The organism is Bradyrhizobium sp. UFLA03-84, from assembly GCF_002289535.1.
GTDB classification, from domain to species: domain Bacteria; phylum Pseudomonadota; class Alphaproteobacteria; order Rhizobiales; family Xanthobacteraceae; genus Bradyrhizobium; species Bradyrhizobium viridifuturi.
Map to the genome: position 1 here is coordinate 38513 of NZ_NSJY01000012.1, position 14896 is coordinate 53408.

10 protein-coding genes and 4 pseudogenes are annotated in these 14896 nt (G+C 59.5%); 11 read left to right on the forward strand and 3 right to left on the reverse strand.

The features are described from left to right. Positions 1–282: 282 nt before the first annotated feature. The 3 genes from CK489_RS13680 to CK489_RS13690 all read right to left on the reverse strand — a co-directional run bounded on the left by CK489_RS13680 (position 283) and on the right by CK489_RS13690 (position 3426). On the reverse strand, positions 283–1113 hold the full coding sequence (locus tag CK489_RS13680) for a universal stress protein (protein WP_050404869.1): 831 nt from the start codon (positions 1111–1113) through the stop codon (positions 283–285). Positions 1114–1393: 280 nt separating this feature from the next. Then, a complete protein-coding gene (gene fixJ / locus CK489_RS13685) occupies positions 1394–1999 on the reverse strand; it encodes a response regulator FixJ (protein WP_050404868.1) in 606 nt (201 codons plus the stop codon). Continuing rightward, complete coding sequence (locus tag CK489_RS13690; RefSeq protein WP_050404867.1) at positions 1996–3426, reverse strand: PAS domain S-box protein; 1431 nt, start codon at positions 3424–3426, stop codon at positions 1996–1998. The genes fixJ and CK489_RS13690 overlap by 4 nt, the downstream gene beginning before the upstream one ends. A gap of 129 nt (positions 3427–3555) precedes the next feature. Here CK489_RS13690 and CK489_RS42775 point away from each other — a divergent pair, with 129 nt between their 5' ends. The 11 genes and pseudogenes from CK489_RS42775 (at position 3556) to CK489_RS13750 (ending at position 14534) form a co-directional block, all read left to right on the forward strand. Then, positions 3556–3759, forward strand: coding sequence for a hypothetical protein (locus tag CK489_RS42775; protein WP_050626557.1), 204 nt, complete (start codon positions 3556–3558; stop codon positions 3757–3759). A gap of 994 nt (positions 3760–4753) precedes the next feature. Further along, entirely contained in the window at positions 4754–4972 is a 219-nt protein-coding gene (locus tag CK489_RS13700) for a hypothetical protein (RefSeq protein ID WP_143278152.1), read from the forward strand. Between the two features lie 465 nt (positions 4973–5437). Continuing rightward, positions 5438–5665 (forward strand): LYR motif-containing protein, encoded by a 228-nt coding sequence (locus CK489_RS13705; RefSeq protein ID WP_083992269.1) that lies wholly within the window; start codon positions 5438–5440, stop codon positions 5663–5665. 257 nt (positions 5666–5922) lie between these two features. Then, positions 5923–6351, forward strand: a complete 429-nt coding sequence (locus CK489_RS40790; RefSeq protein WP_143278153.1) for a hypothetical protein — start codon at positions 5923–5925, stop codon at positions 6349–6351. A gap of 98 nt (positions 6352–6449) precedes the next feature. Then, positions 6450–8069 (forward strand): annotated as a pseudogene (gene ccoN, locus CK489_RS13715) (cytochrome-c oxidase, cbb3-type subunit I). An 8-nt stretch (positions 8070–8077) separates the two neighbouring features. After that, positions 8078–8812: pseudogene (ccoO, locus tag CK489_RS13720) on the forward strand (cytochrome-c oxidase, cbb3-type subunit II). Positions 8813–8823: 11 nt separating this feature from the next. Next, a complete protein-coding gene (locus CK489_RS13725) occupies positions 8824–8934 on the forward strand; it encodes a cbb3-type cytochrome c oxidase subunit 3 (RefSeq protein ID WP_095732655.1) in 111 nt (36 codons plus the stop codon). A gap of 51 nt (positions 8935–8985) precedes the next feature. Then, positions 8986–9852: pseudogene (gene ccoP / locus CK489_RS13730) on the forward strand (cytochrome-c oxidase, cbb3-type subunit III). Between the two features lie 76 nt (positions 9853–9928). Beyond that, positions 9929–11395: pseudogene (gene ccoG, locus CK489_RS13735) on the forward strand (cytochrome c oxidase accessory protein CcoG). Positions 11396–11417: 22 nt separating this feature from the next. Then, complete coding sequence (locus tag CK489_RS13740) at positions 11418–11624, forward strand: FixH family protein (RefSeq protein WP_083992268.1); 207 nt, start codon at positions 11418–11420, stop codon at positions 11622–11624. A gap of 216 nt (positions 11625–11840) precedes the next feature. Continuing rightward, positions 11841–14534 (forward strand): Ulp1 family isopeptidase, encoded by a 2694-nt coding sequence (locus tag CK489_RS13750; RefSeq protein ID WP_245350367.1) that lies wholly within the window; start codon positions 11841–11843, stop codon positions 14532–14534. Positions 14535–14896: the final 362 nt, after the last annotated feature.

The following is a 14896-nucleotide window of genomic DNA, read 5'->3' on the forward strand; positions in this document are numbered from 1 at the left end:
TGGCCAGCCGGGATCATGAGGATCCATGTATGCTCATCGACGTGGACGACGGCCCGGCCGTCACTTCATGTGGTCCGAGTTGGAAACTGAATCATAGAGCTAGGCTCGCGTGACATGTTGTCCTGGCTCAACAGTCCGCTCTGCCGGCACTCCGCAATCGTAGGAACCGAAGGACAATCGTGATCTAGCCTGATGTCGAGGTCAGGCATCGTCGGATGCGCCGATCGCGACAGCATTTTGATGGCATCTTCGCGGATCCGGCGACGTGCCGCCCGTACCGCCTCACTGTGACATCAGGACCGGGATGTTGATCCCGCGGAGCATATGGCTGGCGGTGCCGAGCAGCCTCTCCTGCAGCTGAGAGCAACCGTAGCCTCCCATCACCAGCAGGTCGAGGCTCTCGTCGGTCGCAAGCGACGGGAGAGCGCGCCGCGCTGCCCGGGATGCCGGAAGTGACACGATCCTCGCAGGAAGTCCTGATTTTGCGAGATACTCTCCCAGATGCGCGGTGGAACTCTCTGCGGGGACTTTGTCCGGGGCGGTGGTCGCGATGATGGTGAGGATATCGGCTTTACACAAAAGTGGCGTTGCGTCGTGCAACGCACGCGCCGCACGGCGGCTGCCGTCCCAACAAATCCCTACTCGTCTGATCGAGAAGGCGCCGTCGAAGGTTGGTGGCAGATACAGAACTGGCCCGCCAGCCCGGGAAAGGATCCCCCTGAGTATCAGATTGTCGCAACTATCGTAGCCGCCCTGAGGCTGGGTAACGATGGTCATGTCGTGGACTCGCGCGCTCGCGCAGATGATCCGGCGCGCGTCGGTTGGAAGCGCGCTCAGCGCGCGACTCGTATAGGAAATGCCGGTATTCCGTGCCTGTAGATCGAAGGCATGAAGTGCTGCTTCGGCCCGCTCCAACGCACGCGACTGCTCAACCTCGAAAACAGAAGTAACCGCCGTTACGCCAATTGCAAGAAGCGGAATAATTGTTCTCTCGTAGCCGATGGCTATAACGTCAAGATGCGCGCCGGTACTCTGTGCGAAGGAAATCGAGCCGGTGATTGCAGCCCGCACCGGGAGCTCTGTTGGAAGGTGGACCAGTATGTTCCCGAGCATTGTTGTTCTCCGAAGTCAAAGACCTGCTGCCTCGGAAGAATCCGAGCCCTCAAATGATCCGCATGTTCTTGAGCACGAACAAACTGGCAAGGAGCGGGCCTCATAATAGTCCACGGCCAGGAATAGTACTCGCCTGTGTTGCACGATTTACGCTCCGCAAAGAATCCGCAGGCGATTTAAAGCTCCACCGCATCAGCAACATGACCTTCTCGGCGCGATCTGCTCAGTTGAAACGGACAGCCGGTCGCTTGAATAGGGCATTCCGTCGCTTGCGATGTTGCTAGAGACCGGCGGCGATAGCTATTCGCATCAACTCGGACATGCTGCGAACATTGGTCTTTGCCATGACGTTCGCCCGGTAAACCTCGACCGTTCTCGGGCTGATACCAAGATCATGGGCGATCACCTTGTTGATCTTGCCGGCCAGTAGTCCCTGCAGGACATCACGCTCGCGCGATGAGAGGTCTGCCAGGCGGGCTTCGGCCTGCAGTTTCGCCGTATCGTCCGCTGGCCTGGTTGGCCGTGCTTCCAAGGCGCTATTGATCGCACGGAATAGCACCTCGTCTTCGAAGGGCTTCTCGATGAAGTCGACCGCACCCGCTTTCATCGCTTCGACCGCCAGCGTTACGTCGCCATGACCAGTTATCAGGATGACGGGACAGTCGACGCGATCGGCCTTCAGCTTGCGGACCAGTTCCAGGCCGCTCATGCCGGGCATGCGGATGTCCGACACAATGCAGTCAACCGGACCGCTCGCGGCGTCACTGAGAAAGCCGCTCGCCGTCTCATAGGTTGCCACGTAGAAGCCTTTAACATCAAGCAGAAACGCGAGTGAGTCCCGCATCGCGGCGTCATCGTCGATCACAAGAACGCGCCGCATGGTCATGCTTCTTCATCAGCCTCCGCAAATGGCAGGGTAAACTGAAAGACCGTGCCGCCGCCCGGATTGGCTTCTACAGCGATGTGGCCGCCATGGGACTCGATGATCGTCCGGCAGATTGATAGTCCGACACCCATGCCATGCTCTTTGGTCGTGACAAAGGGCTGGAACAGGCGGTCGGCGATATCAGGGCTGATGCCAGAACCGGTATCGGCGACGGTAAACCTGGCGAGGCCGTCGATTTTGGCAACTCCGACGGTCAATTCGCGACGCGGGCCGGAAGCCATCGCCTCGATCGCGTTTCGTATCAGGTTCAGCGCGACCTGCTGGATCTGGATCTTGTCCACGATCATCGATGGCAGATCGCGATCGCTGTGGATCGTCACCCGCACGCCTTGATCCTTGGCGCCGAGCAAGGCCAGAGCGACCGCCTCTTCAAGCATAGTGAGCGGATTCTCCATTGTGTGCTCCGTCTCGCCTTTGGCGACGAATTCCCGCAGGCGCTTGATGATTTCGCCGGCGCGCAGCGCTTGCTGGGTGGCATTTTCGATGGCATCAGCAATACGATTGGCGTCCGGCTTGTCTGATGCCAGCAGCGTCTTGGCGCCGCGCATGTAGTTTGTGATTGCGGAGAGCGGTTGGTTGATCTCGTGGGCAATAGACGAGGCCATCTCTCCCATGGCGGTCAACCGCGAGACGTGTACGAGCTCAGATTGTAGTTCCTGCAATCGGCGTTCTTGCGCTCGCCGTTCGGTGAGGTCTCGGATGAAGCCGGTAAAGAATCGTTCGCCGCGCACTTTGCCCTCACCGACGGCAAGCTCCATCGGAAAGGTCGAGCCGTCGCTTCGCTCGCCGACCACGATACGGCCGAGGCCCATAATGCGCCGCTCTCCGGTAGTCAGATAGCGTTCAATGTAGCGGTCATGCTCGGCGCGGTAGGGTTGCGGCATTAACCCGGATACATTCGCTCCGACCACTTCGTCCGGAGACCAACCGAATAAACGCACCGCCGCGGCACTGAACGAGCGGATGATTCCTCTCTCGTCAATCACGATCATGGCTTCCGGCACGGTGTCCAGGATCGACTGCAGATGGGCTTGCCGGTACCGTGCCTGCTCTGATTCTCGCCGCAGCCGATCGCCCATGAAGCCGAGCAGGGGGCCAACTATCGCGAGTCCGGCTATATCGATCATGTTTGCGGAATCGGAGATGAGGTTGTTCCCAAGACATGCCGCGCTAATGATGAGGCAGAGCAGCGTGGCGAAGATGGCCGGTCCGCGGCCACCAGCGAAAGCGGCAAAAACGATGACTGGAAGGTAGATGATCGTGGCCGTGCGGTCCTGAAGATACGGATCCAGCGCCGCACGAAGCACGACCGCCAGCGCGGCGGCCGCCGCGGCTGTGACATAGTGGTACCAAATGTGGTCGGACATGTTTCCGGGCAGACCCTCTCGTTCGATCGAGTGTACGTAGCTTGTCTATGTGAGGAGGCCGGATGCAGCTGCGTTTCGTTGCGCTACCTATTGTGCAGGGCGGCGCCGCTATCTCGGCCAGATGCGCCAGTGCGTCGGCTGTACAGCGACGTGCTCTCCGGTCATAGCCTTGATCCAGCCGCCGAAGATCCGTCGACAAGGAAAGACCAGCCGGTGAATGGCATGACCCTCGATCACCGCGATCTCCAGCTCCCGGTCAAAGGGCGCCGTTTCAATTCGCTCCCAGGTCAGTTTGCCAATAGACCCTGGACGGTGTTCATCGCCGCCGACTGACAAAATCAGGTAACCTTCCGAATACTAGCGCCGAAATCGCTCGGCCGCTGCGCCAACAAGCTCAGCCTGATCTCGCCCAAGCGGCGCATGGTCTCGATCAAGCCAGTTATGGTCCGGATGCTTTGAGACGTAGCAACCGCCGATCGGATCGTGCTGGGACGTGATCCGATCGCCAACCGAGGTATGAGGGTTGCGAAGCAGTTCCCGGAATCCGGTCGAGTCAAACCGGACCCGTTCGAGCCAGCGCCGGTTGTTATTGAATTCTGTTGGACAGCAGCTGGAGTGGACTGCAGTTCCCGCCAGCGTGGCCGCGGCGGGACAATTGTCGCCGTGGTCTGTCATGTCGAACATCCTTTGTCGGTCGGACGTTTCCCCGTCCCACGAAGTCAGCGTGGGGCGTGGACTCTTGATGCCGTCGAACGTGCTCTTGCGAGCCAGGCGGCGTGTCCGTGCGGGAACGGTATGACGCCCGAATTCGCTCGATGGCATTCAGATGGACCAGCTGCGCTCGGCCAGAGCATCGTACCGATCCGCGGGTCGATGAAGTGGCCAGCATCACACGCGGCGCAGGCGACCGGGTGCACTTCGCTCGGGTGCGTCCGGCAGTCCTTGAGCCGACTTGCCAGTATTTGTAGGCGAAAAGATGATAGGGCGCCAAGTCTTTCAATCTGCCACGTGTCTGAGCTTGACTGGTACGTCCTTTCTATCTCAAGCCGGAACCGCTGTATTGATGCAGGTCAAAAAGAAGCTGATGCACGTCCAGAACGGGTCAAGGGCGAGTGGCAACTGTCGGTGCGTTGCCGGTAACACGTAGCAAACCGGGTCATCCGGCGGAGGCGCGCATCGATCACACAATACGCCAGCATGTAGCGGGTTTGACGAAAATCAAAATCTAGGACGCGCAATGTGCAAATGTTCAGGCTGCTCAGCGCACGCGCATTGCGTCATGACGAGCGCGTGTCACTGAGCTGCGAGAGTCGAAGGAGATGGTAAGTTGATTGCTCGCCTCACATTGTCGTTGGTCTTGCCCGCGCTGATCGTAGTTATCGGGTATGGCGCGGAAGTCTTTAAGCTTGGGCTTATCGAAACCTTGGCTGCGGCCAGCCTGATCATCGGCTTTGCGGTTGCTGCGATAGGATGGACCATCACGAGCGAGATCAAGCCGCTTTGCCTCATTTGCCCACGCGCGAGCAGTTCTAGCCGCCGCCGGTAATCTTCGGCCGCCGGTTCCGGTCGAAAATACCTTTGCCCGCGCTGCCTCGCAATCAGGCGGAGCGGTCGGGAATGCCTTGCGAGACGACCAAGTACCGTGCAAGTTTCGCGGCGGCACAAGCTCCCACATTCTCGGCGATTGAAGTTGGGATCGATCGATCATCGCCATCTGCCCAACCGTCTCATGAGAATATTCTGGATCCGCGCCTCAACTCTGCCGGCCCAACGCACGGGAAGACGAGAGCTGTGGTTCCTGAGCGACCTCAACCAGATGTGATCCGCCAAACCGACGCTTGTTGATTTGGAGCTTCTTCGGACGAAAGAGCACTCATATCACCTGCCCAAGTCTCGACCTTATCTCGATGGAGCGAGAATCTTTTTCGGTGCTGCTTGAGACAAATCACATACTCGCCTGGTGCGGCTGGCAGAATGCAACATGAGGAAACGCACAGGAACAGGGGGTGTCATGCCTTCATTTAACGTTCGGTTCATCAAGACCGTTTGTGACGATACCGGCCACGAGCATCGTGCCTGTCAGGCAGCGTTCCGGGTGGATGCGCCCTCGCTGAGTGCTGCTGCACAGCAGGCAGAAACTGATTTCTGCAAGCAAAAAGGTGTCCGCGATTGGACCATCTTCGCCGATGCGATGGAGCTTCGAACCCCGCTTGCATTGCCCCCGGCATGGGGTGGCTAACCCGAGCTCGGCGAGGGAGGTATACGAATTTTGATCGTATAGACACTCCGCGAATCCGGGCACCAGACTTGCAAAACGTCTTCCCGAGCGGCGATCGAGGCAACAGCATCGCGATGCTGCCGCCAATTGAGCAGCCGGGCCCTCTTGTCCGCGACATCCTCCGCTCCGCCGATTTTCTCCCACAGACGAGCCTTATTTGATGGATGTCAAAAACAAGTCTGCCGCGGGCGGCTATGGTTGCTCTGAGGGGATGACACATGGTTGGCCAATCTGGATATGTCCGTCGCCCTTGGGGGTTCAAGTATCTGCTCACCCGATTCCGAGCGAAGCTGTCCCGGACCGCCGAATTGGCCTATTTGAGCGCGCAGGACATCGACGCGATCGCACGTGAACTTAATCTGTCGACGCCCGACTTTCGAAAGATGGCGCTAAGTGCGGGCTCTCCTGAACTCTTAAGCAAGCGCCTCGCACTTGCAGGCTTCTCCGAGAATGCGCTGGCCGCCCGCTATGGAGACGTGTTGCGCGATTTGCAGCGGGTATGCGGCCTGTGTCAGACCAGGATCCGCTGCGCGGCCGACCTCGAACGGTATAAGCCTGTAAATCCCCTCAAAGGTTGTCCCAACGAACATACTCTGCGCGCGCTCGCGCGTGAGATCGGCGGCACTCCGCAGCATTTTGGCGATTGATCGCGCTCGATCAACCCGTCCCCCCGAAATGTGATCTCCTGGCAATCCGTTTTCAAAGAGGCCAAGACATGCCAAGCCCACCCCTCACCGCGAAATCCATGACCATGGGTGAAGCAGGCCTGATGTCGGTATTCGCCGTTTCTGCCTTCGTTTGCTATTTCGCAGGGGCGATGGGGCACGATTCTGCATTTAGCTTCCACGCATTGCTCGCTTCCGCCGCCAGCCTGGCCGCCGCAAGCGTATCCTCAATCGCTACTATGAACGCCCGGCGCAATTGCCGCCGGCGCAGATCAAAGGCCGGCCGAATTACAATCTCGCTCCGATCAAAGTTGCCTCAGTGATGGCGATGTTCTGGGGTATCGCAGGCGTTTCAGTCGGCGTTTTTATCGCCTCGCAACTTGCGTGGCCCGCACTGAATTTCGATCTGCCTTGGACGAGCTTCGGCCGACTCCGCCCGCTGCACACGTCGGCCGTGATCTTTGCGTTTGGCGGAAACGTGCTTATCGCGACCTCCTTCTACGTCGTGCAGAAGACCTGCCGCACGCGCCTCGCCGGCGATCTTGCGCCATGGTTCGTGGTAGTTGGCTATAATTTTTTCATCCTGATCGCAGGCACCGGCTACCTGTTCGGCGCCACCCAGTCAAAGGAATACGCCGAGCCCGAATGGTACGCCGATCTCTGGCTCACCATCGTCTGGGTCACTTATCTCATCGTGTTCCTGGCGACATTGGTGAAAAGGAAAGAGCCGCACATTTTCGTCGCCAACTGGTTCTATCTCGCTTTTATCGTCACCATTGCGGTGCTCCACCTCGGCAACAATCCCGCATTACCGGTCTCCGTGTTCGGTTCGAAATCCTAATCGCCCGGGGCGGTGTGCAGGACGCCATGTTTCAGTGGTGGTACGGTCACAACGCGGTCGGTTTCTTCCTGACCGCCGGCTTTCTGGCGATCATGTACTACTTCATTCCGAAGAGAGCCGAGCGCCCGGTCTATTCCTACCGCCTCTCGATCATTCACTTCTGGGCGCTGATCTTCCTCTACATCTGGGCGGGCCCTCACCATCTACATTACACCGCGCTGCCCGATTGGACGCAGACTCTGGGCATGACGTTCTCGATCATGCTGTGGATGCCTTCATGGGGTGGCATGATCAACGGCCTGATGACGCTCTCGGGTGCGTGGGACAAGCTGCGCACAGACCCGGTGCTCCGCATGCTCGTGGTCTCCGTTGCCTTTTATGGCATGTCGACGTTTGAGGGGCCGACCATGGCAATCAAGGTCGTCAATTCGCTCAGTCATTACACCGACTGGACCGTCGGCCACGTGCATTCCGGCGCGCTGGGTTGGGTAGGCTTTGTGTCGTTCGGTGCGCTCTATTGCCTGATTCCCTGGCTTTGGAATCGCGAGCTGTACAGCCTCAAGCTCGTCAACTGGCACTTCTGGATCGCCTCGATCGGGATCGTGCTCTACATCTCGGCGATGTAGGTGTCTGGTGTCCTGCAAGGCCTGATGTGGCGCGCCTATACCCCGCTAGGTTTCCTCGAATACTCCTTCATTGAGTCGGTCGAGGCTATGCATCCCTTCTACATCATTCGCGCCGCGGGCGGCGCAATGTTCCTGATTGGTGCGCTGATCATGGCCGCCAATCTCTGAATGACCGTGAAGCAAAGCAGGCCGATCAAATCAAGGACACTGGAGCGCTCCAAGTCGCGGAATAGGCCATCGCATGTCTCTTTGGAACCGACACAAGATCTTTGAGAAGAACTCGATCATCCTGATCGCAGCATCCTTGCCGTGATCGCGATTGGGGGACTGGTCGAGATCACGCCGCTGTTCTACCTCAAGAGTACGATCGAGGTCGTGGAGGGCGTACGACCATATACCCCGCTTGAGCTTGCAGGCCGCAACATCTACGTGCCGCGAAGGCTGCTATGTTTGTCACTCGCAGATGATCCGGCCATTGCGTGACGAGGTCGAGCGCTACGGACATTACTCGCTGGCCGCCGAGAGCATGTATGATCACCCGTTTCAATGGGGCTCGAAGCGTACCGGCCCGGACCTCGCACGCGTCGGCGCGAAATATTCCGATGAATGGCACGTCACGCATCTGACCAATCCGCGGGCCATCGTCCCGCGGTCGGTCATGCCCGGATACTCGAGGCTGGCGCACACCGAGCTCGACCTGACCGACATGGCCGCACATCTGCGCACCAACCGGGCGGTCGGTGTGCCCTATACCGAAGATCAGATCAAGAACGCGGTCACTGACTTGAAGACCCAGCTCGATCCTGACAGCGCGGACCGAGCCTCGTTCCAGAAGCGCTATCCGAAGGCGGCTGTGCGCAATTTCGACGGAAGCGTTGGCAATCCGACCGAACTCGATGCGCTCATCGCCTACCTGCAGATGCTCGGAACGCTGATCGATTTCAAGCTCTACGACGAAAAAGCCAATCTGCGCTGAAGGATCGTGTGATGAAAGCCGTCGAGAACCTGGCGTCAAGCTTCGTCGTAAGTCTCTGGACGCCGTTGTTTGTCGGCATCTTCATGGCCATTGTTGTTTATGCGCTGTGGCCTGGCAATTAGCGGCGTTTTGACTCTGCGGCGCGCTTGCCGCTGTGCCGGGATTGACAGACCATGACTGACCGCGACTTCGATCAGATTTCCGGCCGCTCCACGACGGGGCACGAATGGGATGGCATAAAAGAGCTCAACACGCCGCTGCCGCGCTGGTGGATCTCGACCTTCTAGGCCACCGTTCTTTGGGCGATCGCCTATTGGGTCGTCTATCCGGCCTGGCCGCTCCTCTCTAGCTACACGACCGGCGTATTTCATTATTCGGCCCGCGCGAGCGTCGCCAATGATCTTGCCGGGCGAGAAGCTGCGGGGGGAGAAGATGGCAGTTCTCGGCAAAGTGTCTCTGACAGAGATCGAGACGGACCCGGCCCTGCTGGCACTGGCCCGTGCCCGGGGCAAGACGGTGTTCGCAGACAATTGCGCGCCATGCCATGGCAGCGGCGGCGCAGGTGCCAAGGGTTATCCCAATCTCAACGACGATGACTGGTTGTGGGGCGGATCGCTCGATCAGATCCAGCAGACCATCCAGTTCGGCGCACGGTCCGGCCATGCCCAGGCCCATGAGGGGCAAATGCTGGCCTTCGGCCGCGACGGCATCCTCAGGAAAGATGAGATCACCACGGTAGCGAATTACGTGCGATCGCTGTCTGGCCTGTCAACAGTCGTCACTTTCGATGCCGCGGCCGGCGCAAGGATCTTTGCCGACAATTGTGCGGCCTGCCATGGCGAGAATGCCAAAGGCAACCAGGGCTCGGCGCGCCGAATCTGACGGACCACATTTGGTTGTACGGCTCGGACGAGGAGACGCTGATCGAGACGATCAGTTATGGCCGCGCGGGCATCATGCCGGCCTGGAGCGGGCGGTTCGATCCCATCACGATCAAGGCGCTTGCGGTCCATGTGCACTCGCTCGGTGGTAGACAATAGGTGAGATGAGCCGAGAAGCCACCGGCCCATAGACGAGGCTCTAAGTCAGTCACCCGTGCCAGATGTAAGGTCGGCCATGAAGCTAGCCCTGAACAAGACTGGTCCGCGCGATGACCCGCCGATCGGCGAAGATGGGCCTCTCTATACAGCTCATAAGAAAGTCCATCCGCAGAGCGTCTGCGGCACTTTCCGCACCATCAAATGGCGGCTGATGGTGGTGTGTCTCGGCATCTACTATTTGCTGCCGTTCGTGCGTTGGCGTCGTGGCTTGGTGGCCCCCGACCAGGCGGTGTTGCTCGATTTTCCGAACCGGCGGTTCTACTTTTTCTTCATCGAGCTGTGGCCGCAGGAGCTTTATTACGTCACCGGGCTGCTCGTGCTTGCGGCGCTGGCACTATTCTTGATGAACGCTCTGGGCGGACGTATTTGGTGCGGCTATCTCTGTCCGCAACGGCATGGACCGACCTGTTCTATGCGGTAGAGCGTTGGGTCGAGGGCGACCGTCGCGACCGGCTGAGGGCTGCTGCACGCCCGATGACAGTGGAGCGGGCGGCAAAGCGCGTGCTAAAGCACGTGGTCTGGCTGATGATCGCTTGGTGGACCGGTGGTGCCTTGGTGCTCTACTTTGTCGATGCGCATACATTGGTGCGCGATCTGGCGACGTTCCAGGCGCCCGCGATCGCCTATATCTGGATCGGGATCCTGACCGTTACGACATACTTGTTGGCCGGCTACATGCGCGAACAGGTTTGCGTGTATATGTGCCCTTGGCCGCGCATCCAGGCCGCGCTCACCGATGAGTGGGCACTCAATGTCACATACAAATACGATCGCGGCGAACAGCGCTGCTCATTGAAGAGGTCATTCGATCTGCGCGCGCGGTGAAAAGATCGGAGACTGCATCGACTGCAATCAATGCGCGGCGGTCTGTCCGACCGGCGTCGATATTCGCAACGGCGCCCAGCTCGGCTGCATCCAGTGCGGCCTATGCATCGACGCCTGCGATGCCGTCATGAAGAGGATCGGGCGCGCAGGTCGCCTGATTGGTTGCGACAACGACATCAATATCAGGCGCCGCATGGAAGGCAAGTCGGAGCTCTTCAAGCCGGTGCGCCCGCGGACGATCGTATATGCGTCTTTGATCTCGGTCGTCTGTGCGATGATGCTTTATGGGTTGTTGTCCAGAACACTGCTCGACGTCAACGTGCTGCACGATCGTAATCCGATGGCGGTCAGGCTCAGCGATGGTTCGATTCGCAACGGCTACACGGTACGCTTGCTTAACAAGCGCGGCTTCGACCGCGTCATAGCGATCCACATCGATGGGCCACCTCAAACGTCCGTGCACGTCGTCGGCGTAGATTCTGTGACCGTGGAACGACCGACGATTGTCTTGGCTCGCGATACTACGACAGAACTGCGGCTATTGGTGACCGCGCCGGCCGACGACACGTCGGAACGGTCGATGCCGGTCACATTTCGGGTCACCGACATCGGCCTCGGTGAGGTCGCCTCCGCAACGGACCACTTCGTCGTCCCCTAAGATTACCGACGGGATCTTACCAATGACCGCATCAAATCCAGTCGCGCGGCCCATCACCGGACGCTTTGTCCTGATCACCATGCTCGCTTTCTTTTCGGTCGTGATCTGCGCCAATTTGATCATGATGCGCTTTGCCATCACGACGTTGCCGGGAACCGAGGTTGACAGCGCCTACAGCGCGAGCCTCGCCTATCAGCGTGAGATCCTGGCGGCGAAAGGTAGGTCCTGAAACCCATGAAGGGTGCGACGATCGAGAGCCTTGGGGGCGGTTTCATTTTGCGGATGTGGCGATGCATTGTTCCGCAAGCGACGGCCTCGTCAGCTTCTGGAAAGCCTATCCAGATAGGATCAGCTCAATTGAGTTCGTGGACGTGAGGCTGGCGTGGACCCGTATAATTCCGATCCATCCAATGTATCCGCTTGGTCCCAGGTGCAGCACCCCGTCTTGGAAGAGCATCAGGGCGGCCATGCCGGGCAAGCGGGCTTTGAGCAGCACTTGGCCGAGGCGCGCCCACCCGATCCGGGTCTTGTCTCTGGTGGCGGCCGCAACCACCATCCTCATCTCTCTGCAGAACATCGGGACATTATCGATAAAGCGATTGCCCAATATGCGGATCAGAAAAAGCCGAACCTGAAGACGGTTAAGCGCTATACTCAGGCGCTTCGCCGACTTGGAAATCATCTTGGCGCTCATCGCCTAACGATTGTTCTGGGGGACCACGAGTCCCTGGTCCGTCAAGTCAAGACTTACTTCCCAAAGGACGAAGACATGAAGAAGGGGGTGAATATCCTTCGTTCGTATCATGATCCGAGCTATGTAGCTTCTGGCGGGCGGCCGCGAACGATCCCCTCAGCGGAGGACGCGCCCCTCTCAGAGCGGCTTAACGCCAGCGGCATGACGTCGGGCAGCGCTGCTCGCCATGATCGTAGTCTTCGCAGATTTTCTAACGCCCTTAAATCTGCGGGCTACTCGATATCCGGATTGGACCACGCTGCGCGCATTGAATTTGCCCAGAAGTTGTTCCCGAAGGACGAGCATCTATTGTTCGCGTTAGGCAAGGTCAGCGATGCCGAGCACGTTTCCGGAGCGCGAGCGTCTCGGAAACCCCGCGGTCATGCTGTCCGGTCGCCCACATTGCATCTTTATCCCGATGACGCCCGCATCATCGATAGCCTGGAAAAGGCAGAGCTGAGCCTGCTCAAACCGGAGGATACGAGCCGGAGAAAAGTTGTTCAAAATCTGGCCGGCAACCAACGCAGATTCGGCGCTTGGCTCCAGGGGAACGGGCGAGGGAGCATAGTAAGCCGGCTCACCGGCACCAGTGAGCAGCAAAAGTCGTTGAACGACGATCACACGGACTTTAAAAAAGCCAGCCGAAACGCTGACATGGGCTTCGATCGTCTTCGGAGCTACCTAAGGCTCGTCGAGGCGAACGCAGCGCTGGGCGTCTCCCCTGAGCAGGCCAGCGGGGAGCCGCGGCGCGAGGAGTCGAGCTTAACGTGGTCGCCGCGCCTGCCGCACGATTTTGAGTGGCCGACGCCGGAAGCGGTACCAGAGGGGTCGTCGGCGATCTACCGAGGCATCGACTCTTTCGTCGACCTGTCGTACACTTTGCCGGAAGTGAGAGACGATGCTCAGTCAGCGCCGGTGGGTGGGGCTGCCGCCAAACCGCCGCTCTTCACCGGACCATCGGGCGGGCCAGCTCAGTCGGCAGACACCTTCCGCGGTCTTCGGTCTTTCGTTGATCTGCCGTACACGCCGCAGCAGATGCTTGACGATGCTCACTCAGCGCAGGCGGGCGCGGCTGCCGCCAAGCCGCCGCTCTTCACCAAACCATCGGACGCGCCAGCTCGGTCGGCAGACACCTTCCGAAGTCTTCGGTCTTTCGTTGATCTGCCGTACACGCCGCAGCAGATGGTTGACGATGCTCAGTCAGCGCCGGCGGGCGGGGCTGCCGCCAGGCCGCCGCTCTTCACCGAACCATCGGGCGGGCCAGCTCAGTCGGCAGACACCTTCCGCGGTCTTCGGTCTTTCGTTGATCTGCCGTACACGCCGCAGCAGATGCTTGACGATGCTCAGTCAGCGCCGGCGGGCGGGGCTGCCGCCAGGCCGCCGCTCTTCACCAGACCATCGGACGCGCCAGCTCGGCCGGCAGATACCTTCCGCGGTCTTCAGTCTTTCGTTGATCTGCCGTACACGCCGCAGCAGATGCGCGACGATGCTCAGTCAGCGCCGGTGCTCAGCCCTGCCGGTAAACCCGCGTTCGTCGTCGGGCGGTCGGGCGTACCTCAGGAGCTTGAGGACATCGGATACCGAGTCGACGCGGATTGGCAGGATGGCCGCCAGCCGGTGCCGGATTTCTTACGCAATGTCCTGGATAACATCGGGGTCCTGCCGACCCAGTTCAGCGACCCAACCCAGATCTCCGTCAATGGTAAGGCCCGCTCGATCCCATTGGGGCCGCTAGGACGCCGCGGTGCGCAGGTCATCCATCATCCTCGCCCGTCTCCCGTCCCGGGTGCTCAGATCGGCCCCTCGGCTACCGTTGCCTCTTCCGGCCCGCGCAGCGACGCCGTGCTGGGCCCCACGCAATGGCTGGGTGACGAACATATCCAGCGGGACTATGAGCTCTTGGCGCAGGAATTGTTGCAGAACAATCCGGATCTCGCCGCTCGGACGCGGTTCGTGGATCCCCTGATAGCCCAAATGTTGCGATCCCCCTCCAAGGAGGTCGCCGAACGAGCATTAGGGTGGATTCGCCATGATACCGCCGACTTCCTGTTTCTCCCGGTAAGCGATGCCAGCGATACGGATAGACATCAGCGCGGCAGTCACTGGTCGCTGCTGCTGGTTGACCGCCGCAATTGGGGCCGGCCGATTGCCTATCACTATGATTCCACCCAAGGATACAATGACAGGCTCGCAGCGGAACTCGCAGAACGGCTCGACGCTAACCCGCAACAGGCCCCGATAAGACAGCAGCAGAACGGTTATGACTGCGGCGTCTTCGTCGTCGACGGCACTCGGGAACTTGTAAGACGATTGGCAGCAAGACGGCCGGACCTGGACCTCACCGATCTTGTCATCAGTCGACCGGCACTGCGGGACCGACTAGGCGCTGGTGTCGGCTCCAGCTGAACAGGGCGCGCGCCTGTAAATGCGCTTCTCGCCGATCGACAATCCGCAATCGGTGTGTTCGCAAAGCATCATAGTGTCTCACTTGAAGAACTGAGTACGCAGACGACGAGACCACCTGATCGACGCGTGAACGCGGGCACGGCGAGCTCCATGGATGGCATTGCGTGAAGGTCAGGCGACCTGCTGATCGGCGGGCTTGTCGGCTCGTCCAGGAGCTTCCATTCCTCGGGCAGTAATGCGCCATGATCAGCAACAAATATTCAGCAGCACGTCTGGCTATCGAGACACCGCAAGGTCGTTTGTCCGGCAAGCTTGAGGCCGGCCTCGCGGCGGGGAAAAAGTCGGCGTCGGTCAGCTTTGGA

What these genes read in the sequence shown, in the direction of transcription:
- CK489_RS13680 (WP_050404869.1), bottom strand. Translation starts at nt 1,113, where the DNA reads ATGCTCGGGAACATACTGGTCCACCTTCCAACAGAGCTCCCGGTGCGG.
- CK489_RS13725 (WP_095732655.1), top strand. Translation starts at nt 8,824, where the DNA reads ATGAAAGCCGTCGAGAACCTGGCGTCAAGCTTCGTCGTAAGTCTCTGG.
- fixJ (WP_050404868.1), bottom strand. Translation starts at nt 1,999, where the DNA reads ATGACCATGCGGCGCGTTCTTGTGATCGACGATGACGCCGCGATGCGG.
- CK489_RS13740 (WP_083992268.1), top strand. Translation starts at nt 11,418, where the DNA reads ATGACCGCATCAAATCCAGTCGCGCGGCCCATCACCGGACGCTTTGTC.
- CK489_RS40790 (WP_143278153.1), top strand. Translation starts at nt 5,923, where the DNA reads ATGGTTGGCCAATCTGGATATGTCCGTCGCCCTTGGGGGTTCAAGTAT.
- CK489_RS13690 (WP_050404867.1), bottom strand. Translation starts at nt 3,426, where the DNA reads ATGTCCGACCACATTTGGTACCACTATGTCACAGCCGCGGCGGCCGCC.
- CK489_RS13705 (WP_083992269.1), top strand. Translation starts at nt 5,438, where the DNA reads ATGCCTTCATTTAACGTTCGGTTCATCAAGACCGTTTGTGACGATACC.